At 50.5% G+C, this 20,009-nt stretch carries 18 protein-coding genes; 6 read left to right on the forward strand and 12 right to left on the reverse strand.

Annotated features, from left to right (window positions below; translation table 11 throughout):
• Positions 1–251 precede the first annotated feature (251 nt).
• Genes efeO through MKX30_RS08775 form a run of 3 tightly spaced genes read left to right on the forward strand, consistent with a single transcriptional unit; the run spans position 252 to position 4,353 of the window.
• A complete protein-coding gene (gene efeO / locus MKX30_RS08765; RefSeq protein WP_028541511.1) occupies positions 252–1,130 on the forward strand; it encodes an iron uptake system protein EfeO in 879 nt (292 codons plus the stop codon).
• Positions 1,131–1,134: 4 nt separating this feature from the next.
• Positions 1,135–2,499, forward strand: coding sequence for an iron uptake transporter deferrochelatase/peroxidase subunit (gene efeB / locus MKX30_RS08770; RefSeq protein WP_075154673.1), 1,365 nt, complete (start codon positions 1,135–1,137; stop codon positions 2,497–2,499).
• 24 nt (positions 2,500–2,523) lie between these two features.
• Positions 2,524–4,353, forward strand: a complete 1,830-nt coding sequence (locus MKX30_RS08775; protein WP_339200796.1) for an FTR1 family iron permease — start codon at positions 2,524–2,526, stop codon at positions 4,351–4,353.
• A 90-nt stretch (positions 4,354–4,443) separates the two neighbouring features.
• On the opposite strand, the gene MKX30_RS08780 is transcribed toward MKX30_RS08775, so the two are convergent.
• From MKX30_RS08780 to MKX30_RS08835, 12 genes are all read right to left on the reverse strand, one after another.
• Positions 4,444–5,856, reverse strand: coding sequence for a type III PLP-dependent enzyme (locus MKX30_RS08780; RefSeq protein ID WP_341062730.1), 1,413 nt, complete (start codon positions 5,854–5,856; stop codon positions 4,444–4,446).
• Positions 5,857–5,939: 83 nt separating this feature from the next.
• Positions 5,940–7,028, reverse strand: a complete 1,089-nt coding sequence (locus tag MKX30_RS08785; RefSeq protein ID WP_340959542.1) for a Gfo/Idh/MocA family protein — start codon at positions 7,026–7,028, stop codon at positions 5,940–5,942.
• Positions 7,025–8,185: a hypothetical protein gene (locus tag MKX30_RS08790; RefSeq protein WP_053326009.1), complete on the reverse strand. Its 1,161-nt coding sequence runs from the start codon at positions 8,183–8,185 to the stop codon at positions 7,025–7,027. Before MKX30_RS08790 ends, MKX30_RS08785 begins: the two co-directional genes overlap by 4 nt.
• 17 nt (positions 8,186–8,202) lie before the next feature.
• Positions 8,203–9,735, reverse strand: coding sequence for a hypothetical protein (locus tag MKX30_RS08795; RefSeq protein WP_341062731.1), 1,533 nt, complete (start codon positions 9,733–9,735; stop codon positions 8,203–8,205).
• A 49-nt stretch (positions 9,736–9,784) separates the two neighbouring features.
• Positions 9,785–10,597, reverse strand: coding sequence for an ABC transporter permease (locus MKX30_RS08800; protein WP_023990058.1), 813 nt, complete (start codon positions 10,595–10,597; stop codon positions 9,785–9,787).
• Between the two features lies 1 nt (position 10,598).
• Entirely contained in the window at positions 10,599–11,405 is an 807-nt protein-coding gene (locus MKX30_RS08805; RefSeq protein WP_028541504.1) for an ABC transporter permease, read from the reverse strand.
• Positions 11,395–12,387, reverse strand: a complete 993-nt coding sequence (locus MKX30_RS08810; RefSeq protein WP_068941768.1) for an ABC transporter ATP-binding protein — start codon at positions 12,385–12,387, stop codon at positions 11,395–11,397. Before MKX30_RS08810 ends, MKX30_RS08805 begins: the two co-directional genes overlap by 11 nt.
• A gap of 69 nt (positions 12,388–12,456) precedes the next feature.
• Entirely contained in the window at positions 12,457–13,542 is a 1,086-nt protein-coding gene (locus tag MKX30_RS08815) for a hypothetical protein (protein ID WP_023990060.1), read from the reverse strand.
• A gap of 37 nt (positions 13,543–13,579) precedes the next feature.
• Positions 13,580–13,828, reverse strand: a complete 249-nt coding sequence (locus MKX30_RS08820) for an acyl carrier protein (protein ID WP_025719468.1) — start codon at positions 13,826–13,828, stop codon at positions 13,580–13,582.
• A gap of 17 nt (positions 13,829–13,845) precedes the next feature.
• Complete coding sequence (locus MKX30_RS08825) at positions 13,846–15,222, reverse strand: peptide ligase PGM1-related protein (RefSeq protein ID WP_341062732.1); 1,377 nt, start codon at positions 15,220–15,222, stop codon at positions 13,846–13,848.
• A 55-nt stretch (positions 15,223–15,277) separates the two neighbouring features.
• Positions 15,278–16,471 carry a radical SAM/SPASM domain-containing protein gene (locus tag MKX30_RS08830; protein WP_023990063.1) on the reverse strand — a complete coding sequence of 398 codons (1,194 nt, stop codon included), beginning with the start codon at positions 16,469–16,471 and terminating at the stop codon, positions 15,278–15,280.
• A gap of 49 nt (positions 16,472–16,520) precedes the next feature.
• Positions 16,521–16,799: an acyl carrier protein gene (locus tag MKX30_RS08835; protein ID WP_013311713.1), complete on the reverse strand. Its 279-nt coding sequence runs from the start codon at positions 16,797–16,799 to the stop codon at positions 16,521–16,523.
• 357 nt (positions 16,800–17,156) lie between these two features.
• Here MKX30_RS08835 and MKX30_RS08840 point away from each other — a divergent pair, with 357 nt between their 5' ends.
• From MKX30_RS08840 to nagA, 3 genes are read left to right on the forward strand one after another with little or no spacing between them, the layout of a single operon-like run.
• Positions 17,157–18,023: a MurR/RpiR family transcriptional regulator gene (locus tag MKX30_RS08840; RefSeq protein WP_023990065.1), complete on the forward strand. Its 867-nt coding sequence runs from the start codon at positions 17,157–17,159 to the stop codon at positions 18,021–18,023.
• 1 nt (position 18,024) lies between these two features.
• Entirely contained in the window at positions 18,025–18,753 is a 729-nt protein-coding gene (gene nagB, locus MKX30_RS08845; protein ID WP_068941770.1) for a glucosamine-6-phosphate deaminase, read from the forward strand.
• Entirely contained in the window at positions 18,750–19,970 is a 1,221-nt protein-coding gene (gene nagA, locus MKX30_RS08850; RefSeq protein ID WP_081326419.1) for an N-acetylglucosamine-6-phosphate deacetylase, read from the forward strand. Before nagB ends, nagA begins: the two co-directional genes overlap by 4 nt.
• Positions 19,971–20,009 lie beyond the last annotated feature (39 nt).

Consider the following 20,009-nt stretch of genomic DNA (forward strand, 5'->3'; position numbering starts at 1 on the left):
TCAACACATTTTATGTCATGTGCTCAGGTATGGTTCAATATACGGATAAAAATGGGCATAGGCACCTTACTTGCTGTTTTAATGATGGGTTGGACTTTGTGTCTAAATTATGTATTGACAGGCATATGGGCCAGCCTTATGATAAGAAAAACCGCGACTGATAATCATTATCAAAATAAAAATTCGATATAGATATCGCGCAACAGACTATGGTTCAGGGCCAGTTTGGCCAGAAAGGGTGTTCATTGATTATGAAACTACGTTATGCCGTACCGGCCGGAGTGCTGGTCTCTTCTATTCTGTTCGCAGGTTGCGGGCAAACCGGAACTGCTACTCAGCAGCCTGCCGCAACGACCAAAGATGCAGGAGCCACAACACAGACAACGACTCCTGCCGCTTCTGCTCCCAATTTTGATCAAGCGGTAGCCGCTTACCGCACCTATGCCATCGAGCAATGCGATACATTTGTGAAGAAGACAGAAGAATTCACGAACGCGGTCAAAGCTGGCGAACTGGATAAAGCCAAGGCGCTATATGCCCCTGCACGTATGTACTATGAACGGATTGAACCGATTGCAGAGGCGCTGGGTGATCTTGACCCGAATATTGATGCACGTGACGGTGATGTGGATGCAGCGGATTGGCGCGGCTTTCACCGTATTGAAAAAACATTATGGGAAGAAAACACAACCAAAGGAATGGACGAGTTTTCCGACCGACTGCTGAGTGATGCCAAGCTGCTGCGTGCCAAAGTAGAAACAGTTAATATTGACGCCAGCCTGATGGTAACGGGTGCAGTCGAGTTGTTGAATGAAGTATCTACCTCGAAGGTGACGGGTGAAGAGGAGCGATATTCTCATACGGATTTGTACGATTTTGCTGCCAATGTAGAAGGCGCGCAAAAGATATATGACATTTTGAAAACAGATCTGAACCAAAAAGATGCGGCATTGGAAAAACAAATCGGTGAGCGCTTTGCGGCCTTACAGCAGGAGTTGGCTCCTTTTAAAGACGGAGAAGGCTATGTATCGTATACAAAACTGAAACCGGAAGAAGTTAAAAAGCTGAGCCAAAACCTCGATGCCTTGGCAGAACCGTTGTCCCAAATGGGGAAATTGTTAGGAGTGTAATGATATGAAAGGCTTTAAGCGGCAAAAAGGGCAAGAAAAGCCGCAGTATGCGGAATCCCATAATGAACAGGCTGATCTGGTAAAAAAGGATGCGAAGCTAGTGGAAGATGAGTCGTCAGGAAAAAGCAAATCCGTATCACGCCGAGACCTATTGAAGCTGGCCGGGGTAGGTGGACTAGGCCTCCTGCTTGGCGGCGGGGGCGTGGGAGCCGTGCTGTCAGCCGGTCAACGCCTCGAAAGCATGATGACGGATGCGGATACCAAAGATGTAATCCCTTTTTACGGTAAGCATCAGGCAGGTATTGTGACTCCGGCGCAGGATTTCATCTGCTTCGCCGCTTTTGATCTAACAACCAGCGACAAGGAACAGATGCGTAGCCTCTTCAAAGCCTGGACGGAAGCAAGCGCTACAATGACTTCTGGCGTGCTCCTTGGCAACGATAATGAAAATCTCAACCTCCCTCCTTCCGATACAGGCGAGGCGGCAGGATTGTCGCCATCCCGCACGACGATCACCTTTGGTGTGGGCCCATCCTTTTTTGATGGACGATACGGCCTGGCAAGGCTTAAACCTGCCGAGTTCCGTGAGCTGCCCCGTTTTCAAGGGGATGCCCTGGAGGAGCAATGGTGCGGCGGCGATATCGGAGTGCAGGTATGTGCCAATGACTTGCAGGTAGCTTTCCATGCCCTGCGTAATTTGGCGCGTATCGCCAGAGGAACGGCGGTGCTTCGCTGGACGCAGGAAGGCTTCCAGCGAACAGCACAGGCCGATCCTGCGGGAAGCACACCACGCAATTTGCTGGGCTTCAAGGACGGTACGGGGAACCCGGACACCTCCAAGGCAGACGAGATGAATCGGCTGGTGTGGACTCAGACCAGTGACGGACCAGCATGGATGGGCGACGGCAGTTATATGGCTGTACGCCGTGTACGCATGCGGGTAGAGGTGTGGGATCGCTCAACATTGGGCGACCAGGAGGATACTTTTGGACGTCATCGCAGCAGCGGGGCCCCACTCGGCAAGGTCAAGGAGTTCGACAAGCTTGATCTGGCGGCCAAAAATCCGGAAGGCAAGCCAGTTACACCTCCCACCTCTCATGTGGCTTTGGCTCATGGGGACGGGAGCATTAATATTTTGCGGAGGTCTTATTCGTATTCAAGCGGATTGGACAAGCAAACAGGGCAGCTGGATGCCGGGCTGCTGTTCATCAGCTACCAGCGTGATCTGTTCAAGCAGTTCGTTCATATTCAGGAGAAGCTTGCACGCAATGACAAGCTGAACGAATACATTGTACACAAAGGCAGTGCGGTGTTCGCCTGCTTCCCTGGTGTATCGCAAGGCGGCTACATCGGGGATACGTTATTTTAGCAGCAGGCAAGGAAGGGGATTTATATGAATCGGCGCAATAAAAGCTTGGGATGGGTGTTTGTGCTGGTGGCAGCTCTGCTGCTGACCGTCACTCCGTTCATGTCCGGCTCCGGGTCGGTCGCTTTTGCACAAACGGATGCCAAAGCTGTCACCAATGATCAGCTGATGCCTGTGGTGGGCGGAGCGCTGGTGGAGGCGGGACAAGCTCAATGGACGGAAGCCTCCAAGGATCTGAAAGAATTCCGCACGCTGTGGGAGGCCGCCAAAACGAATGGCGGAGATTCAGCTCACATCGCGGCTGTAGATCAAGCACTCACCGATGCGGAGCAGACACTCGCCAGTGGCGGCGGGGAACCAGCGAAAGCTGCCTTATCCGTGCTGGCGCGCTCGGTCAATGAGTACGTCACTGCGGCCGAAGGGGACAAACCAGCCCCGGCTGGAGCCAAAGCAGCGGAAAAATTGCTTCCTATGGCGAAGGGCAGTCTGGCCGCCATGCAAAAAGGCGATTGGGCTGCTGCCCGGGTGGATTACGATCGAATCGTCAAAGCCTGGTATCAGGTAGAAACACCGATTCGTTTGGACAATTTTCCGGTATACAGTTCGCTCGAAACTAAAATCAGTCTCATTCGCATCTCCATGCAAGCTGAGCCCATTCGCCAAGAACAGGCTCTTAAGGAAATGCAGGAATTAACGACTCTGCTGTCTGATTATAGTCAGGGCAAGTCTGTGAACACAGGCCAAGGAACAGATGCAGGCAATACGGCTACGGGAACGGCAAATGGTTCGGTAGCTTCTCTGACCGATGCAGTCACTTTGCTCGAATCCGCACGCCAAGATGCTGTAGCTAATCAATCAGAGCAAGCGGCTGATAAGGTAGTGCAGTTTATCGCTCTGTGGCCTTCCGTCGAAGGACATGTACAAATTTCCGATCCGACGTCTTACACTGCGATTGAAAATGAAATGACCGAAACTTCCGGATATCTGCTGTCTTCTCCACCGAATACGGACAAAGCCATTCAGACTCTTGATCAGATGCTGAACAGGCTCCGTCCGTTGACGGAAGAACGTTCTTACACTGCGTGGGATGCCGCGCTGATTTTGCTGCGTGAGGGCCTGGAGGCCATCCTCGTGCTCGCAGCTCTGCTGGCGTATGCCAAAAAAAGCGGCGAAGCCGTGGCTGGACGTTGGATATGGGCAGGAGCCGGAACGGGGCTGGTGCTGAGCGGAATTCTGGCAGTGCTGTTCACCACACTGGTGGCAGCTGCCGCATCGGGCAGCATGCGTGAGCTGCTGGAGGGTGTCACCGGGCTGGTGGCGGTCGTGCTGATGCTGACCGTGGGTAGCTGGTTGCATAGCAAATCCAATGCTGCCGCATGGAACCGCTTTGTGGAAAACAGCGTGGGCAACGCACTGGCACGAGGAAGCCTGTGGTCGCTATTTGCGGTTTCTGCGCTCGCAATTCTGCGTGAAGGAGCCGAGACAGCTATCTTTTATGTCGGTATGGCTCCAGCCATCGAAACCTCACAATTGCTGATCGGCATTGGCTCAGCGACGATTATTCTGGTCATTCTGGCGTTTGCGATCATTAAATTCAGTGTACGATTGCCAATTCGCGCCTTTTTCCTGACTGCCACTGTACTGATTTACTATCTCGTATTCCGATTCCTGGGCGAAAGTATTCATTCGCTTCAGGTGGCCGGTAAGCTTCCGGGGCACACTGCCTCCTCGCTTCCGTCCATTAGCTGGCTGGGAATGTATCCAACTTGGGAAACATTTGTCCCACAAATCGCTGTACTGATCTTTATGGTATGGCAGCTTGTGCGTCAGGAAATGCGCAGCTCCAAGCAACAATAAGTCGATGCTACCCTACTCATCATGTAAAAAACGCCAAATCGCAGGTCCGATTTATATCGGTTCCCATGAGTTTGGCGTTTTTTTACGTACTTACTGCACATCCTCAGGCAACGGAATCATGCGCTGATGATGCAGCAGGTCTGTGCGGTCACCGTGTTCACGAATGACATGCACCTCCCCACGAAAATCGAGCAGCTCCGTCGGGGTAGCATGTCCTAAAAATTGTAGTGGGCTATAGCTCAATCCATAGGCACCTGCATTCGGAAAGGCAATATAATCGCCCTCGTGAATCGGAGGAAGCTGCGCTTTTTTCACAATACAATCCTCGGGTGTACAAAGCGGACCGACAATGCTTACCGTCTCAAGCTCCATGGATGCCTCTTCCAGAGGCCCTCCTATTCGGTTTGCAACCTCTTCTAATGATTGTTCGACAGCCACAGCCGTTTGAGCAGAAGCGTCTCTCTGCCCCATCCATAGGGTTGCTTCCACTTCTCGTTCTTTGGGCTCTTTCAATTCTCCCGCTTGCCTGCGCATAATTCGCACCGGGTAGTTGTCCCTAATGCGGCGTCCTCGAAAAGTAGCTGCGGCGTAGTGATTCATGCCACCATCAGCCACGACAAACTTCTCTCCCTTGGATTCCTTTGTATACAATGCTCGGCAGACATACATGCCCGATTGAGCGACCAGATACCTACCGCTTTCGATGATTAGCTTAACCCCGGGCATGCGGGTTCGGGTCTGCTCCGCGAGTGCGTTCAGTCCGTCAATGACGTGATCCATATTGAGCGGTTGCTCATGAGCAAAATAAGGTACACCAAACCCGCCGCCCAAATTGACCGTATGCATTGCCACACCATACTGAGCCTGTACCCGTTCTGCCAACTGTAGCGTATTCGCAAATGAAGCTAAAATCTGATCCGATTTCAACATTTGCGTACCTGTATATACCTGAATACCTTGAAAATTGACGTGCGGGCAATCTTCCAGCACCTTAAAAAAGTGATCCAGCTGCCCTTCATCCACTCCAAAGGGGCGCGGAACACCGCCCATTTTAATCGTTGCTCCAGACAAGTCGTTATCGGGATTGATGCGAACCGCTGCCCTGACAAGCTGGCCCGCTTGGGCAGCAATGTCCTCCAGCAGACGCAGCTCCCTCACCGATTCGACATGAATACAGCCGATTCCACAGGCTACCGCCTCGTTCAGCTCGGCTACTGTTTTTCCCGGTCCGGCGTACAGCACGTCTTCCGCAGCATACCCGGCCTCCATAGCGACGAACATTTCTCCAGCCGAAGCAATCTCAACACCACAACCTAACGAGCGCAGCAACCCAGCCAAGGCTACGTTACCATTAGCCTTGAGCGCATAATGTACACGCACGGCCGGGTGCAATCGGGATAGTAACGAGCTGACATGGGCATGCAGCGCATCCCCGTCATAATAGTAAAATGGCGTCGGATGCTCGCCGAAACGCTCCAGTAAGGCTTCGTCCTTTTTATCCATCTACTGAATTCCCCTCTTCTCTTTGCCTTGATACTCAGTATTTTGCATCATTCGCTCCCCACCGCTCGAAAACACAATCATACTCATACTGCATAGATCGTCTCGCCCGAGCGTGCTGCTTCATGAATGGCTGCCAGCAGTCTGACGCGTTCAGCAGCCTCGCGAAAAGGAATGGGCTCCGCTTCTCCCCGGATGATGCTGCAAAAGGTATTCAACTGATTGACATAATAGTTCATAGGCTCGAAAACCGTTTTGGTATGCGAGGATGTCTGTGATAACACAGGCAGTGCGTCCGCATCCGTTATATTCGGCATGATATCCTTCTTTATTTCCGTCTTGAGTGTCATTTTATAAAAACCTAAATTTGCCCGAAAGCAGTCCTTTAAAGTGACTACTGCCGAATCAAAGGTCAGTACATGAGCACAGTGATAAGGGCGCTCAAATGAAAAGAGGGCAGATGCCTTCAATCCGCTCGGATAACGGGCTTGCGCACTAAATGTCCAGTCACAACCATGAGGACCATCAAAATCCGATTGACTGTGGAATTCAGCCTGCTCCAATCCAACGACGGCTTGAAGCAGCTGGAGCCAGTACACGCCCAGATCCCAAAAGCATCCCCCACCCTGCTCCGGACGAGATCTGTAATTGTCCGCATGTCCTTCTTTTGCCGGAATGCATAGACTCGTCTCTATGGAGCATAAGCGACCATAACGCCCCGATTCTACGATCCTCCGCAGCTCATGCTGCCAAGGATGGTGCTGCACCATGACTCCCTCCAGCAGGTAAGCGCTGCTCTGCTCGACTGTGGCTGCCAAGGGAGCCAGATCAGCCGTATTCAGACATAACGGTTTTTCCACCAGCACATGCTTATGAGCCCGTAGTGCTTTGCCAATCCACTCGGCATGCAAGTCGTTGCTGAGCGCAATATATACAGCGTCGATCTCCGGGTCCTTTAGCATATCCTCAGCATGCCGATAAATGACACTGACGCCAAAACGATCTGCCATTTCTCCTGCCTTGGCAACCGTGCGGTTCGCAAGCGCGGTCACGCGTGCCCCTGCTACATGTCGGATCGGTTCCAGCAAGGCACGCGGAGCAATAGCAGAACAGCCAATGATCCCAAAGCGAATATCTCGCATCGCAGGTTCTTGCGCAGCCGCGGCAGCGTTCATGACCCCTGCTCCATTCCCAGTGAGCTTGCTGACATTTGGATGCTATTCACATAGGACTCTATATAACGCGGCGTTCGACTGCGCAGCTCTACGATCCTGCGATGCATATCCTCCAGTATCTGAGCACTGCCGTCATAGGTTTGTATCCACGTATCGTACCGCATACCCAGTCCAAGCCGTTCCCATAGATCCGCATTATGCTTCTCATGCACACCAAATGGCTCCAGCATAATGAGCGGAGTAGCTGTAGCGAACGAATCGGTTAGGCTGCCACCACCGGGCTTGCTGACAATGGCCTGGACACGACATGCTTGGTCCAGCATGCTATGGTAATCCGGTCCAACCTGATACACTGTCTTCTCGCCTCTTTTCACCTCTCCGAAAGGTGGAAATGTATGCTCTCCGGCTTCATTTCGCTGCCATGTCCTCCACTGCGGGTCCATCTGAAAATAGCGTATACTGTCCCGCTGTTCATCCGGTTGATCCTGATCATACAACAGCAGGTCCAGCTCCCAGCCCGCTTCTTCCAACCGTCCAACCTTGTCGCGGTAGGTGCCCATCCCCCAACCGCCGCCATGTACGAATAAGCGGGATTGCCGTGCTTCAAACGGTACATACTCCACGGCCGGTACATCAATATAGTGGCTGACTCTATTGTTATCATTTTCAAAAAAGGTCGTTTCTCCACAGCCATCCGCAAAACGTGGGTTATGCTTGGCTAGATTTTTCCAGGAAGGAGAAGGTGTCGAATCCATATACACAATGTCCACATGCACCGACTTCGGTTCTCTGCGCTTGCGATACTCCTCCAGTACATACATCCAATGACCGGATAAGCATATAAAATACCGCCGATCTTCCTCTATCCATTGGTTCAGCAGTACTTCCATCGCTGCGAGATCCAGTGAATTACGCATATCCTGCGGAACCTTTTGTGACATTAAGGCCACCGCAAAATTGTCATGGTAAGCTTTGCGGCTTTTGTCGACCTTGAGACGGGCCGATTCTGGCAGCACATTTTCAAATACATGAATCGCCGTATCCACGCCCAGCCTGCGAAGACCCGCTTGCAACAACAAGCCAGGGGTATAAAAGCCCAATCCGAAACCGGAACACAAAATCGTTACCTTCATAAGCTTATCCGTATTCTTACGCATGCTCATACGCCTCCCGTTTAATTCAGCACTGTAAAATGATGCTCTGCCAAAAAACGCTCCAGCTTTGTAGTCAATCGCATTTTTTCCTCATCGCTCGCAGCAACCAGTTCCAAATAAAGACGACCCTTGCCTCGTGCCCGTTCGCTTCCAGCGGTTTCTTTTTTACCATTCAAGTCCGGCTTACCCAAGCCGTTCCCTTCTGATCCGCCATCGCTGGCCCCAATCCCGCTCACACGAACCTGCTTGGCAGATGATCTGCCTCCGCGCCCAGTTGCATTTCTGCTTGGCGTGCTTGTATGGCCCACAATCTTGTTCTCGCCATCTCGTCCACCTGTGTTCACATATAACGTATTGGCACCCAGAGGCATGACGCCTTCTTCACGTTCACCTGTGAACAACAATCCTTCACCTTTCAGCCCTTCCAGCAGTTCTTCATAGGATAGACTGCCATCATGGGACAGCGAATAATTCGTCAGCGTGCCACGCATATTTTTCCTGGCCAGAAAGGTATCGAGCTGATGCTTGATCAAACTCATCGACTTTCTAGCATTAATTTCGATAATTGGCTCCAGCTTCCCACCACGAAGTGTCATGGAATCAATGCAAACATCGCCATAATAACCGTCTTGATACAATTGCTGCCCCACATCCTGCATCAAGCTAAAATAGCCCTCGCGCTCCAGCCGCTCCAAAAATGCCCCGTCCGGCGACAAGGATTCCCGATAGGAGAATTGAGTGTTAGCCAGCCATTGTACAGATAAGATATCGACACTTCCATCATCACCAATCGTAAATTGGCATGAAAAATCCTGCTCTTTCTCCAGAAAAGGCTCCAAAAGGAAAAGCACCTGTTTGCCTTTACGCTCCTGTCCACGCAAATACGATACGATCCGGTCCAGCATTTGTGTCGAGGTAATGTGCAGGTTTCCTTTGCCCGATACGCCAAAATCATCCTTGATTAAAAAGCTTCCATCCCGTAGCAGCTTACGCCCCGCCTCAGCAACATCTGCAAACGAAGTCACAATATAGCCCGGGTTGCGCAGACCAAGACTGCGTTTCAGATCAGAGGAATACGTTTTGGCATTTACCTTGCGAATCGTTTCCAGCGGCGGCTGATGCAGTGTTATTCCCCAAGCACGTGCAGCCTCCTCCACATGCGGTAAACCCGCAAACGGGCTAAGCACACAGCCTTCCAGTTGAGGAAACCCCTCTCCGGCATCGGCCTTGCGACTGCCCAGCAGTTCAAATACTGATGCGGTCGACACATTGCCTGCACGCTCCATGCCATCGGTCAAGTCCCGTTCGTTGACAGCCGGATGAAAGCCCAACTGCGCGATATACTGACGCTGTACGGGCGAAATGGCATAACGGGTCAATAACGCATCTCCCGGCTGGCAAAAGCTGAACAGCAGTTCATCCATGGCTGCTACAATCGCAGAAGAAGCCCGGTCTGGCAGGGCTGGCAAGGAAGCTAACTGGGCATCCCGCCAGTAAACCTCCGCTTCGAACGTTCCCATATACAAATGACGCTGATTCGGTATCGCATTCATATGATTCGCTTCCTTTCCTGCTTCATTATTGGCCTACTACACGGTAGCGCTACTGGCTCGCGCTCGTATAATCACGTAGAGCAAACTGCCATATCAGGCGGATGATCGCCAGCAGCCAGAGAGGTGCGAGAAATGCCCATACCACTAACCCGGTTTCCATTTTGCCGAGAATGAACATGGGCGGAAAATTACAAATGACAAACACCGGAAGCACGAACAAACCGATACGCTGAATCAGATTACTGTACACGGCCATCGGCACATAGTTTGTCTCGAAAATGCTGTTGGACAGCTCCGTAACGCCGTTCGTGCGGATGATCCAGAAGGCTAGCAGTTGAGGGAGCAAAAATACGGAGTATGCCGTAAGCACCCCGCATCCAAGCAGCACAGAGAACCCTCCTACAGTTTCAAAATTAAACGGCAATCCGAGTCGTTGCCAGCCGACCCCTGTCATAATTCCGCCGCCAATTACATTCGGCACGGTATAGCCCAATTCAAATTGACGCAGTGTTACCATAAATTGCAGCGATACGGGTTTAGTCATGAGCACGTCCAGTGAGCCGGTACGAATTTTGTCAGGCAGGCTTGTAAAATTACTGTAGAACAATCCACTATAAAATCCGCTCATCATCGTAAACACGCCGATATATAACAATATGGCGTCAGGAGACCAGCCATTAATATCCGTCCCAGCGCGGTATGGAACCGATGCGTACAGCAGCTTGATGAGCAAATAAGCCGTTTCAACCAGAAATGCAGTTATAAAATTAATGCGGTATTCCATCTGCGACATGACGGAAAACTGGACAAACTTCCAGTACAGTCTGATGTAGCGCCTAACGTTTCGGAAAACATTTTTCATGTTAACCCCCCACCGAGACAAAGCGTTTGACCCCGGCTTGCCACACCCAGCGTGATAGGGCCGCCAGCACTACAATCCAGAGCCATTGCACGCCAATGCCTTTAGCGGCTTCCAGCACAGTCAGCTTGCCCGTCAACGCATTCACCGGAAAAAATACGGTGTAGCTGAACGGTAGCAGACTGAACAGACGGGCCAAAACATCTCCAAAAATCGTCAGCGGAAACACGGTACCGCTAGCTACGTAAATGACAAGCGACAGCGTATAAAATAGTCCCGCCGATTCCGTCACCCAAAAGGCTATGCCGCTCAGCGCATAATAGACCACAAAATTAAGCACAAGCGCTCCTGGCAACGCCAATATGTAAAGCAGGATGTACGATAGCCCGAAGCTGATTTGTCCTTCCAGGCTAAGACATAACAGCAAAATAGCAGCCGCCAGCAGCACGACCGCAGACTGTATGACTTTGCCTCCGATAAACCGGCAAAAACGGTAAGCAAAATAATGCACAGGCTGTACCATGAATTTTGCCAGTCCACCTTCCTTGATATCTGTAGCAATTTCGTATTCAAAGCCCGTAGCAATCAGTTTTCCAGTTACTCCCGCCATGACCACATACACCAGCATTTCTGGCAGAGAATAGCCCAGCACTCTTGCTTGTCCCGAAGAACCAAATACAGCTAGCCAGAGAAAAATTTGCGTCATGATCGGCAGCATAAATCCCGCCATTTGGAGCCAATAATTAGCCCGATACTCCATTTCGTTTTGCATACCAAGCTGGAGTACCTTCACATATTTGTTATTTCGCATCGGCCAGCCTGCCCCCATCGTACAAATTGGCTATCCCCTCTTCCAGCGGGACGTCCTCAATCGTAAAATCAACGACAGGCAGTGCGTCCAAAATCTTTTTGGACCAAGCCAAGGTATCTTCTGCATCCAGCTCAAATACCGCCTCCAGCTCCGAGTTGGAGCGAAGTTTGCCGAGGCTCGCCAACGTTAGGCTGGATACGGGGGTCTCCAGTCGAACCTTGAGTAATTTACGGGCACCGATGACCTCATTCACCTTGTGTAAGTCTCCGTCATAGACCAATCTGCCCCCGCTGATAATGATGGATCTACTGCACAAATCCTCAATATCCTTCATGTAGTGGCTTGTCAGCAGGATGGTTGTCCGGTGCGTGCGGTTATAGGCTTTGAAAAACTCTCGAATCCGCCGCTGAGAAACAAGGTCCAGTCCGATGGTCGGCTCATCCAGCAAAATGACCCGTGGACGATGCAGCAGCGCGGCGATCAGTTCCATTTTCATACGCTCGCCGAGAGACAGCCGCCGAACCTGCACATGAAGCTGCTCCTCCACCCCAAGCAGGGTGACCAGTTCTTCTAGTGCCTCTTTATAACGGTTTTCATCGATTTCATAGATAAGCTTGTTCAGCTCGAATGACTCGCTTGCAGGCAAATCCCACCAGAGCTGGTTTTTCTGTCCCATTACAATGGAAAACTGACGTTTAAACTCTTTTTGTCGTTTCCACGGGGTAAAGCCAAGTACCGATGCCTCCCCGTCCGTGGGATGGAGAATGCCAGACAGCATTTTGAGCGTCGTTGTTTTGCCCGCCCCGTTTGGACCGAGAAATCCGACAATTTCGCCTTCCTCAATGCTAAAGCTGACATTTTGCACAGCCTCTTTGGTCAGCTGCTCACGCCTGAACAAGTTTTGTAACGATTTGCGCACGCCCGGCTCCTTTTTGTAGTACGTAAATGTTTTCGACAATTGCTTTAATGTAATGGACGGCAATCAATTCCCCTCCTCTTTCCTCTGTGCAGGACACCTGATGAACGTTTCTTATACGGCCGAATGCTTGGACTACTCGGCTGCTTTCTCTGCTAAAATCATCAGTTCCTCCAGCATATGCCGCTGTCTTTCAATTAAATGCAAAGCTCGTTCCGTAATTTCAGGCATCCGATGCTTGCGCAATTGAAGCCCTGTTTTGTAAATATGCAGATTAAGCTTGTGCCAATCCGCGTACAGCGCCTGTGCCAATTCAATTACATGCTGTGTTTGTGGTCCCAGCGTGGCTTGATGCAGCAGGCAATAATCAGCTGTATAATCCGTCAAATGAAGAGCACTGCCCAATCGCAGATTGTAATAGATTTCATGACAGTACGTCCGAAAATCCTGATCCTCCATGTCTGCCAACAGACGGAAGTCACCGACAAATGCCCGGTACCCCTCATCTCCCCGCTTGACCTGCTTGCCTGTCACAGCTTTCCCCGTTTGACTTTCCGACTCATTAGACGTAGGTACGCCTCTCCAGATGGCTTCGTGTCCAGTCAAATACTGTCGAATATGATGAGCACACGCAGCATGCATCTCACTTGGCGAAAGCGGGGCAGGCTGCTCCACCAGCCATGCATACTCAATAATGCCCTGCATCAGATCGTCGAGCCGGGCTGAGCCCACATAAGTCATGGCATGTCCCGAGGAATCGAGCAGGAAGCTGTCATTCACCTGTGCTGTCCGTTCTTGCAAGTCCAACCCGCACAACTCAATCACGTGGCCCCTTGGGTAATTTTTCACATATACATCGTGATAGGTTAAAGCGGTGCTCGACGTATGCAGCATGGTACCGTAGCCCGATGTGAGTACCTGCAACAGGTTGGTTTCATCGCTGACACCAGCGACCCACGGTTCCACCCGAATAACAGGTCCACCACTGGCTGCCATTTCTTGAAGCTGCTCCGGATATTTCTCAGGTCCGAAGCGCTTCAAATCTCCACCGTACTCTGCGCACATACTTCCACACAGCATGAATAGCTCGGATTCGGCCATGTTCACCCCGTACCTCCGCAATGAGGTACGCAGGGAAGAATATACACAATGTTTCCCTGGAAGAGCGTTTGCGACTTCTTCTGCACCATAGTCCACAACGGAATCATGACGAGTCTCCATATCGGATCCCTGCATCAACCTTGTCTTTTCAGCGCCCTTATGCATATTTGCCCAGCAGACGCTCGATGCCTTGCAGTGTAGATAGATGCTCCAGCACTAGATCGTCGTCCTCCATCGTAATATCAAGCTCATTTTCCAACTCTACAATTAATTCCACAGCGGATAAGGAATTCAGCCCCAAGGTTCGCAGATCCTGATCCGGAGTCAACTGTTCCAGCTCTCCCGAATCCAGCTTCAAAATCTTTTCCAGCAAGGGTACTACATGGTATACATCTGTTGTTTTCATTCTTGATTCCCTCCAATTTATGAGCATCCTAATCCAGCAATAATACCTTCCAATTTGTGCGCATAAGCATCAGCTTCCTGCCAGCTGTCTGCCAAAATAAGTGTGAAAATCCGGTTCACATAGCCCCGCTTCACAGGAATACCAGACAATGTACCCGCCGTATACACAAACACCCCTTCTGGACGTTCGGGCGTATAGAGCAAGCCCTCCTCCGCGAGCAACCCGCACAAGCGGCTGTAGGTGAGAGGTGTAGCGGTAACGTTGCGGTAATAACGGGATAATGTTTTATGCTGTTCTCCCAGGACGGATGACAGGAACGAAATATAGGTAGACAACGTAAATCTACCATTTATCTCAATGACTGGAACCAGCAAACCTTCTTCGTCAACAAAACCGTCAATAGAGGCCATTCCCGTATACCCAATGGAATAGAGATGCGTACCCAGCTGATAAGCGCAGCGTCTCACTTCTTCCTCCAGCGCATCGCCAATCTCAGCCGGCACTTGAGATCCGATATATACGGTGCCATCCACGTTTTGCCTTTTTAGCGAAAACATCGTCACACCACCGCCCTCGTCAATGCAGAGCTGGTAGTTCAGATCCATCTGCTTATTGTGCCAGCGCTCCACCAGCCAACCGCCGGAAGATGGCGACGAGCCGCCAAAACGCTTCATCACACTCAGCAGTGTGTCCAGCTTGGACAGCTCGTCCAGCATATACATGCCTTGTCCTGAGGCACCGTGCGGTTGCTTGATAATCAGCTTCACAGGTCCATCCGATAAGTCAGCCAGTCTGGCACACTCCCTGCGGATCGCCGATTCGTCTGCACATACAGCGCCTTCGCTGACGGCAAAACCAAGCTTTTGCGCGGTCAGGCGGCTGAATATTTTATCATTCACCTGAGCACTGACCGCGGATGGAGCACCGATCAGCTCTAGCCCGCAAAGCTCCGCAATCGCTTCCTCCTGCGGTGTGACCGCATAGGGGACGAGCCACGCTTTGGCTCCGCCGCTGCTGTGGCCTGCATCTGCAACCGTGCGCAGTCGTGCCAAAAGCGTCTCATCCGCCAGCACCAGCTCTGAAATCGGCGTTAGCGGATCAGAAGGCTCCGGCACCTCAATACGCGGCAGGCTAAAGCCCAACCGTTGGAGCATGTCCAGAAACGCCTCATCCGGCTGTTCCCGAAGTACAATGACATCCTGACTTCGACATAGCAGGAGATTCATTTCCTCCATCCGGTTTACGACTTGCTGTTCATCCCGGTCTACCATGCCCCCCTTGCGGGGGGATGGATGCCACACTTGCTCTGCGCCGATATTAAACAGCCAAATCAGGACTCCATGATCCCGTTCATGCGCAAGCGCTTCCACAAGGTTAATAGTTTTAGTCGTCACGTCTTGTCATCATCCCTCTCTCTTCCATCCAGTAACAAACAACATCCATAGAAAACTAAATGTATTTCAGAGAGCCTGCCCCGTGCAGATACAATACGCTGCATTTGGAGCACACCGGAGTCAATCCTTCATGATTAATCTTTTGACGAGTTTTCTCATACGCATCTGAGTTCCATATCTCCTTCAGACTGTGCTCACGCATGCTTCCAATCGTGAACTCACTGAAAAATTTGCAAGGCATGACCTTCCCGTCTGGTAAAATATCTGTTCTGGAGGTGAGCGCCAAACAATGATTGGAACAACGGCTAACCATTTCCTCGCCATGTATAAATTTATCAATTTCCTCATAATCCAAACCGGGCTGATAGCGCACGCGAATGTTCCATACTCGCTCATTGATCCGCTGTAGTTCCTGCATCAGAGGATCGATGTTATCCGGGTTGATTTTATATTTGAAAGCATGCCAGCTACTAATATTTTTTTCTTCAAGTTGTCGGAGCCAGGAGAAATTATGTGTGAAATATTCATCCATTTTGAGGGAGGTCTCTTTGGAAATGTACCAGGGGAACGTCAGCAGCACCAGATCCAGCCTTTTGTCCTCCAGCATTTGCAGAAATTCGTACATCCGTCCGATCATGTTATCGTTAATGACCGCATGGACAGTTACCCGTCCCTTGTACAACCCCTGGTCGCGCAGTTCAATCAGCTTATCCATCTGCCGCATTGTTTTTTGAAAGGTGCCTTTACCGCGAATTAGATCGTGTTCTCTTTCAAAACCTTCAATCGCTATTAATAACTCCAGATTTTCGGACAAATCCAAAATCCGGTCCAAATATTTATCAATAAGTAATCCATTTGTACAAAAGGTCATTTCTCGCCGATCTTCCGCCAGCACGTCCAAAATTTCATCAAAACGCCGGTGAAACATCGGTTCGCCGCCCCACATGTACAGTCTGGACTTGGCTTCCTTGGTTTCGCTCAAAATCTGCCGGAGCATGTCCGGAGCAAGATCCATGTTTTGTTCTTCTTTATCCATTTGGTGATGGTAGCCTTCCTCGTTCCATTCAAAACAGTGTGTACATCTCAGGTTGCAGCGGTTGGTCAGCTTAATGCCGATCGTCTGGGGCATGTCCGTTTTGAAAGTAGGGTCCTGTGTGGCGTTACGGTAAGATACAGAAGCGTTTTTCAGGTTACGCTTGATGAGCTTGAACGCTTTCTCATCAATCAGCACATTGCTTTTGGGCTGCATGCTAACACCTCGTTTAATGGATTTTCAGGCACATGTACCAAGCTGTACGTCAGACCGTCTCCATTCCCTCCAGGTGCGGCGCTTGTTCCGCATCGCTGATCCCCTGAATGTAGCTGCAAAACGCATCTACCGAGCTCAAATGCTCTAGCTCAAAGGAATCAAAATCAATCTCCACATCAAACGCATCCTCCACTTGCAGCATGAAATGAACCAACTGCAACGAATCCAGTCCGGCATCATGAATAATGTCCGAATGTCCATCCAGCTTAGCGACCAGTTCAGGATCTTCCTTAACCGCGCTGATCATTTCAATCACTTGGCTTTGCATAGCAAACTCCTCCTTGTGAATGAGATTCTGTTCGTTCCACCCAACGATGCCCTCTGCAAAGAAAGCTCCTAGAAAAATTCCTTCACTGGAACTTTATTCAATTATACTCCTCCAATGAAGAGACAAGTCAATAGGTTGTTTTGTAAGTAAAACTCGCAATATGTAAATTAATGTATGATAACTTCTACAATTTTCGCCGGCTATTTTTTCGCAAAATCTAATAAAAATTCTCCTCACATCTCTTGCATGAGCGGCAGAATTATTTTACAATACACATGAAAATGTTTTTCCTTATATTCTTCTTGTATACGATACTTTTTTTCACACAAACATTCTACAGCCAAAGGAGCACAGCTCATGTCCCCCATTCTTCATACATTAGCCCATAGACTGGAGCAGCTTCCCGTACAGGAGCGCAAGCTGGCGGAATCCATCCTGCAATCCCCGGAAGATGTGCTGCATTTGGGTATTCGGGAGCTGTCAGAGCGTTGTGGTGTGAGCGCGGCGACCGTTACGCGGTTTTGCAAATCACTACATTTTAAAGGCTATCCCGATTTCAAAATGAAGCTGGCCGCCGAGTTGTCCCACTCCAACCGTAATGGTGAAGAATCCTATCAGGATATTGTCGCCGGAAATTCACTTTCCCGAATCGTGCAGGCTATTCAGGCGAACCATACCGCATCCATTGCGGACACGACCCGACTGCTGGATTACGACAAGCTGGAGCAGGCCATTGCATGGCTGTCAGCCACGAGCCGCATTGATCTCTATGGGATGGCGACATCGTCGATTGTGGCACAGGATTTTTACCAGAAGCTCATCCGTATTGGCAAGAACAGCACTGCCTTTGCAGATTCGCATATGCAGATTACCTCTGCCTCCTCGCTCGGAGCAGGAGATGTCGCCTTTGCCGTCTCTTATTCAGGAGAAACCCAGGAGACCATTGCGGCTCTACGTTGTGCAAAGGAACAGGGGGCTAAGACATTATCCCTGACCTCCTTCGGAAACAATACGCTGGCAGGTCTTGCGGATATTGCGCTATTTTCCTCCTCATTGGAGGAAGGAATGCGACGTGGGGACATGGCCTCCCGCATCGCCCAGCTTCATATCATAGATATTCTGTTTACAGGTATGGTGAGCGCAGATTTTGACAAATATATTCCGAGATTGGAAGGTTCATATCAACAAGTGAGCAAGCTCAAAAAACAACCAGGGGGTCACTAAGATGAACATACGCATTTTGAACAGCCGTGAGGACCTGAACGCTACTGCCGCCGCTGTGATCGCCAGCTTGCTGCTATCCAAACCACAGGCCATGCTTGGCCTGGCCACCGGTAGTACGCCGATTGGCATTTACCAACATCTTGCAGATATGTACAGCAAGGGACAGGTCAGTTTTGCACGAGCCTATTCCGTGAATCTTGATGAGTATGTTGGTCTTCCCCCAGAACATCCGCAGAGCTATCGAAGCTTTATGAATGAGCACTTGTTCCAGCATATCGATATTCCGATATCCCATACACGTGTCCCTGACGGGAATGCACTAGATCTGGCAGCAGAATGTGCAGCGCACGAGCAGGCCATTTTGGACCATGGACCCGTGGATCTGCAATTGCTTGGCATTGGTCATAATGGTCATATCGGCTTTAACGAACCTGGTCACCGCTTGACTGGAGCCACACATGTTGTAGATTTGAAAGAAAGTACGCGCTCGGCGAATGCTCGATTTTTTGGCGATATAGATGCTGTACCCAGGCAAGCAGTTACGATGGGAGTAGGCACGATTCTTAAAGCGAAGCAAATTATACTGGTGGCTTTTGGTTCGGATAAGGCTGATATTATAAAGCAGGCTTTAACTGGACCTGTCACGACTGAGTGTCCGGCTTCTCTGCTGCAATGTCACCCCAATGCACTTATTTTGCTGGATCAGAAAGCAGGAGGAGGGTTCAATTGAAGTCAAATGAAATGAGTGGTAACGTACCCCAGCTACTGTATGGGCAAGTCGTCGTTGGGAATGACATCATTGAAAAAGGGGTTGTCGTCATTGAGGGGCAATCCATTGTATTCGCTGGTTCAGAAGAGCATTTACCCGCCGATTGGACAGCGGTAGTCTTGGCAAATCAGGAAGAAACCGCAGCGAAAACCGCAAACATTGTGCGTTTGGAAGGAGGATATCTGCTACCAGGCTTTATTGATATTCATGTTCACGGCGGTAACGGTGAGGACTTTATGGACTCCAGTCCAAGGGTGCTGGATACGATCACCTCCTTTCACGGTTCACAAGGAACGACGGCTATGCTGGCTACCACCATGACCGCGCCCAAGGAACAGATTGACCGGGTATTGAGTGAAGTTCACGCATACATGGCACTACCTATGCCCTATGCTCAGTTGGAGGGCGTACATCTGGAAGGGCCGTTCATCAGTCCGAACTGGCCTGGAGCGCAAAACCCAGAACATATCGTGCCACCGAATCTCTCATGGGTGGCAGAATGGGAGCAGCGCTATCCAGGCCTTGTTCGCCAGCTCACGCTTGCGCCCGAACGGGAAGGAGCGCTGGAACTGATTGCATGGCTGCGTAGCCATGGCATTACCGCGGCTCTCGGTCATACGGATGCTACGTATGAAGAGGTTGAACAGGCAGCGACGGCGGGGCTGAATCATGCGGTGCATGCATTTAATGCTATGACTCCGCTGCATCATCGCAAGCCGGGAGCCGCCGGAGCCGTACTCGCTGATCCGCGCATTGAAGCAGAAATCATCGCGGACGGCATTCATGTGCATCCCGCCGCCATTTCCCTGCTCGCTAGATTAAAGCAGGATCATAATCTCATTCTCATCACAGATGCCATGTCTGCTACTGGTCTGGAAGACGGTCATTATACGCTCGGCGATTTGCCGGTGATCGTGCAGGGCGGTGTAGCACGACTGGAGGATGGCGTCACTTTGGCAGGAAGCACACTAACGATGATTGAAGGCTTCCGCTACTTGGTTCAACATGTGGGTATAAGTATTCCCGCGGCATCACAAATGGCCAGCCTGAATCCGGCTCGATCCTTGCACATTGCTGATCGTACAGGTTCGCTTGAAGCAGGTAAACAAGCAGACATCCTGTTACTGGATGGAGACTTAAAGCTGCAAGGCGTATGGATTAAAGGATTGCGTAAATAATTCAGTTATAGTTATCATTCCCCAAAACTAAAGAGCTAT

Origin of the sequence: Paenibacillus sp. FSL P2-0173, assembly GCF_038008045.1 — a bacterium.
GTDB classification, from domain to species: domain Bacteria; phylum Bacillota; class Bacilli; order Paenibacillales; family Paenibacillaceae; genus Paenibacillus; species Paenibacillus polymyxa_B.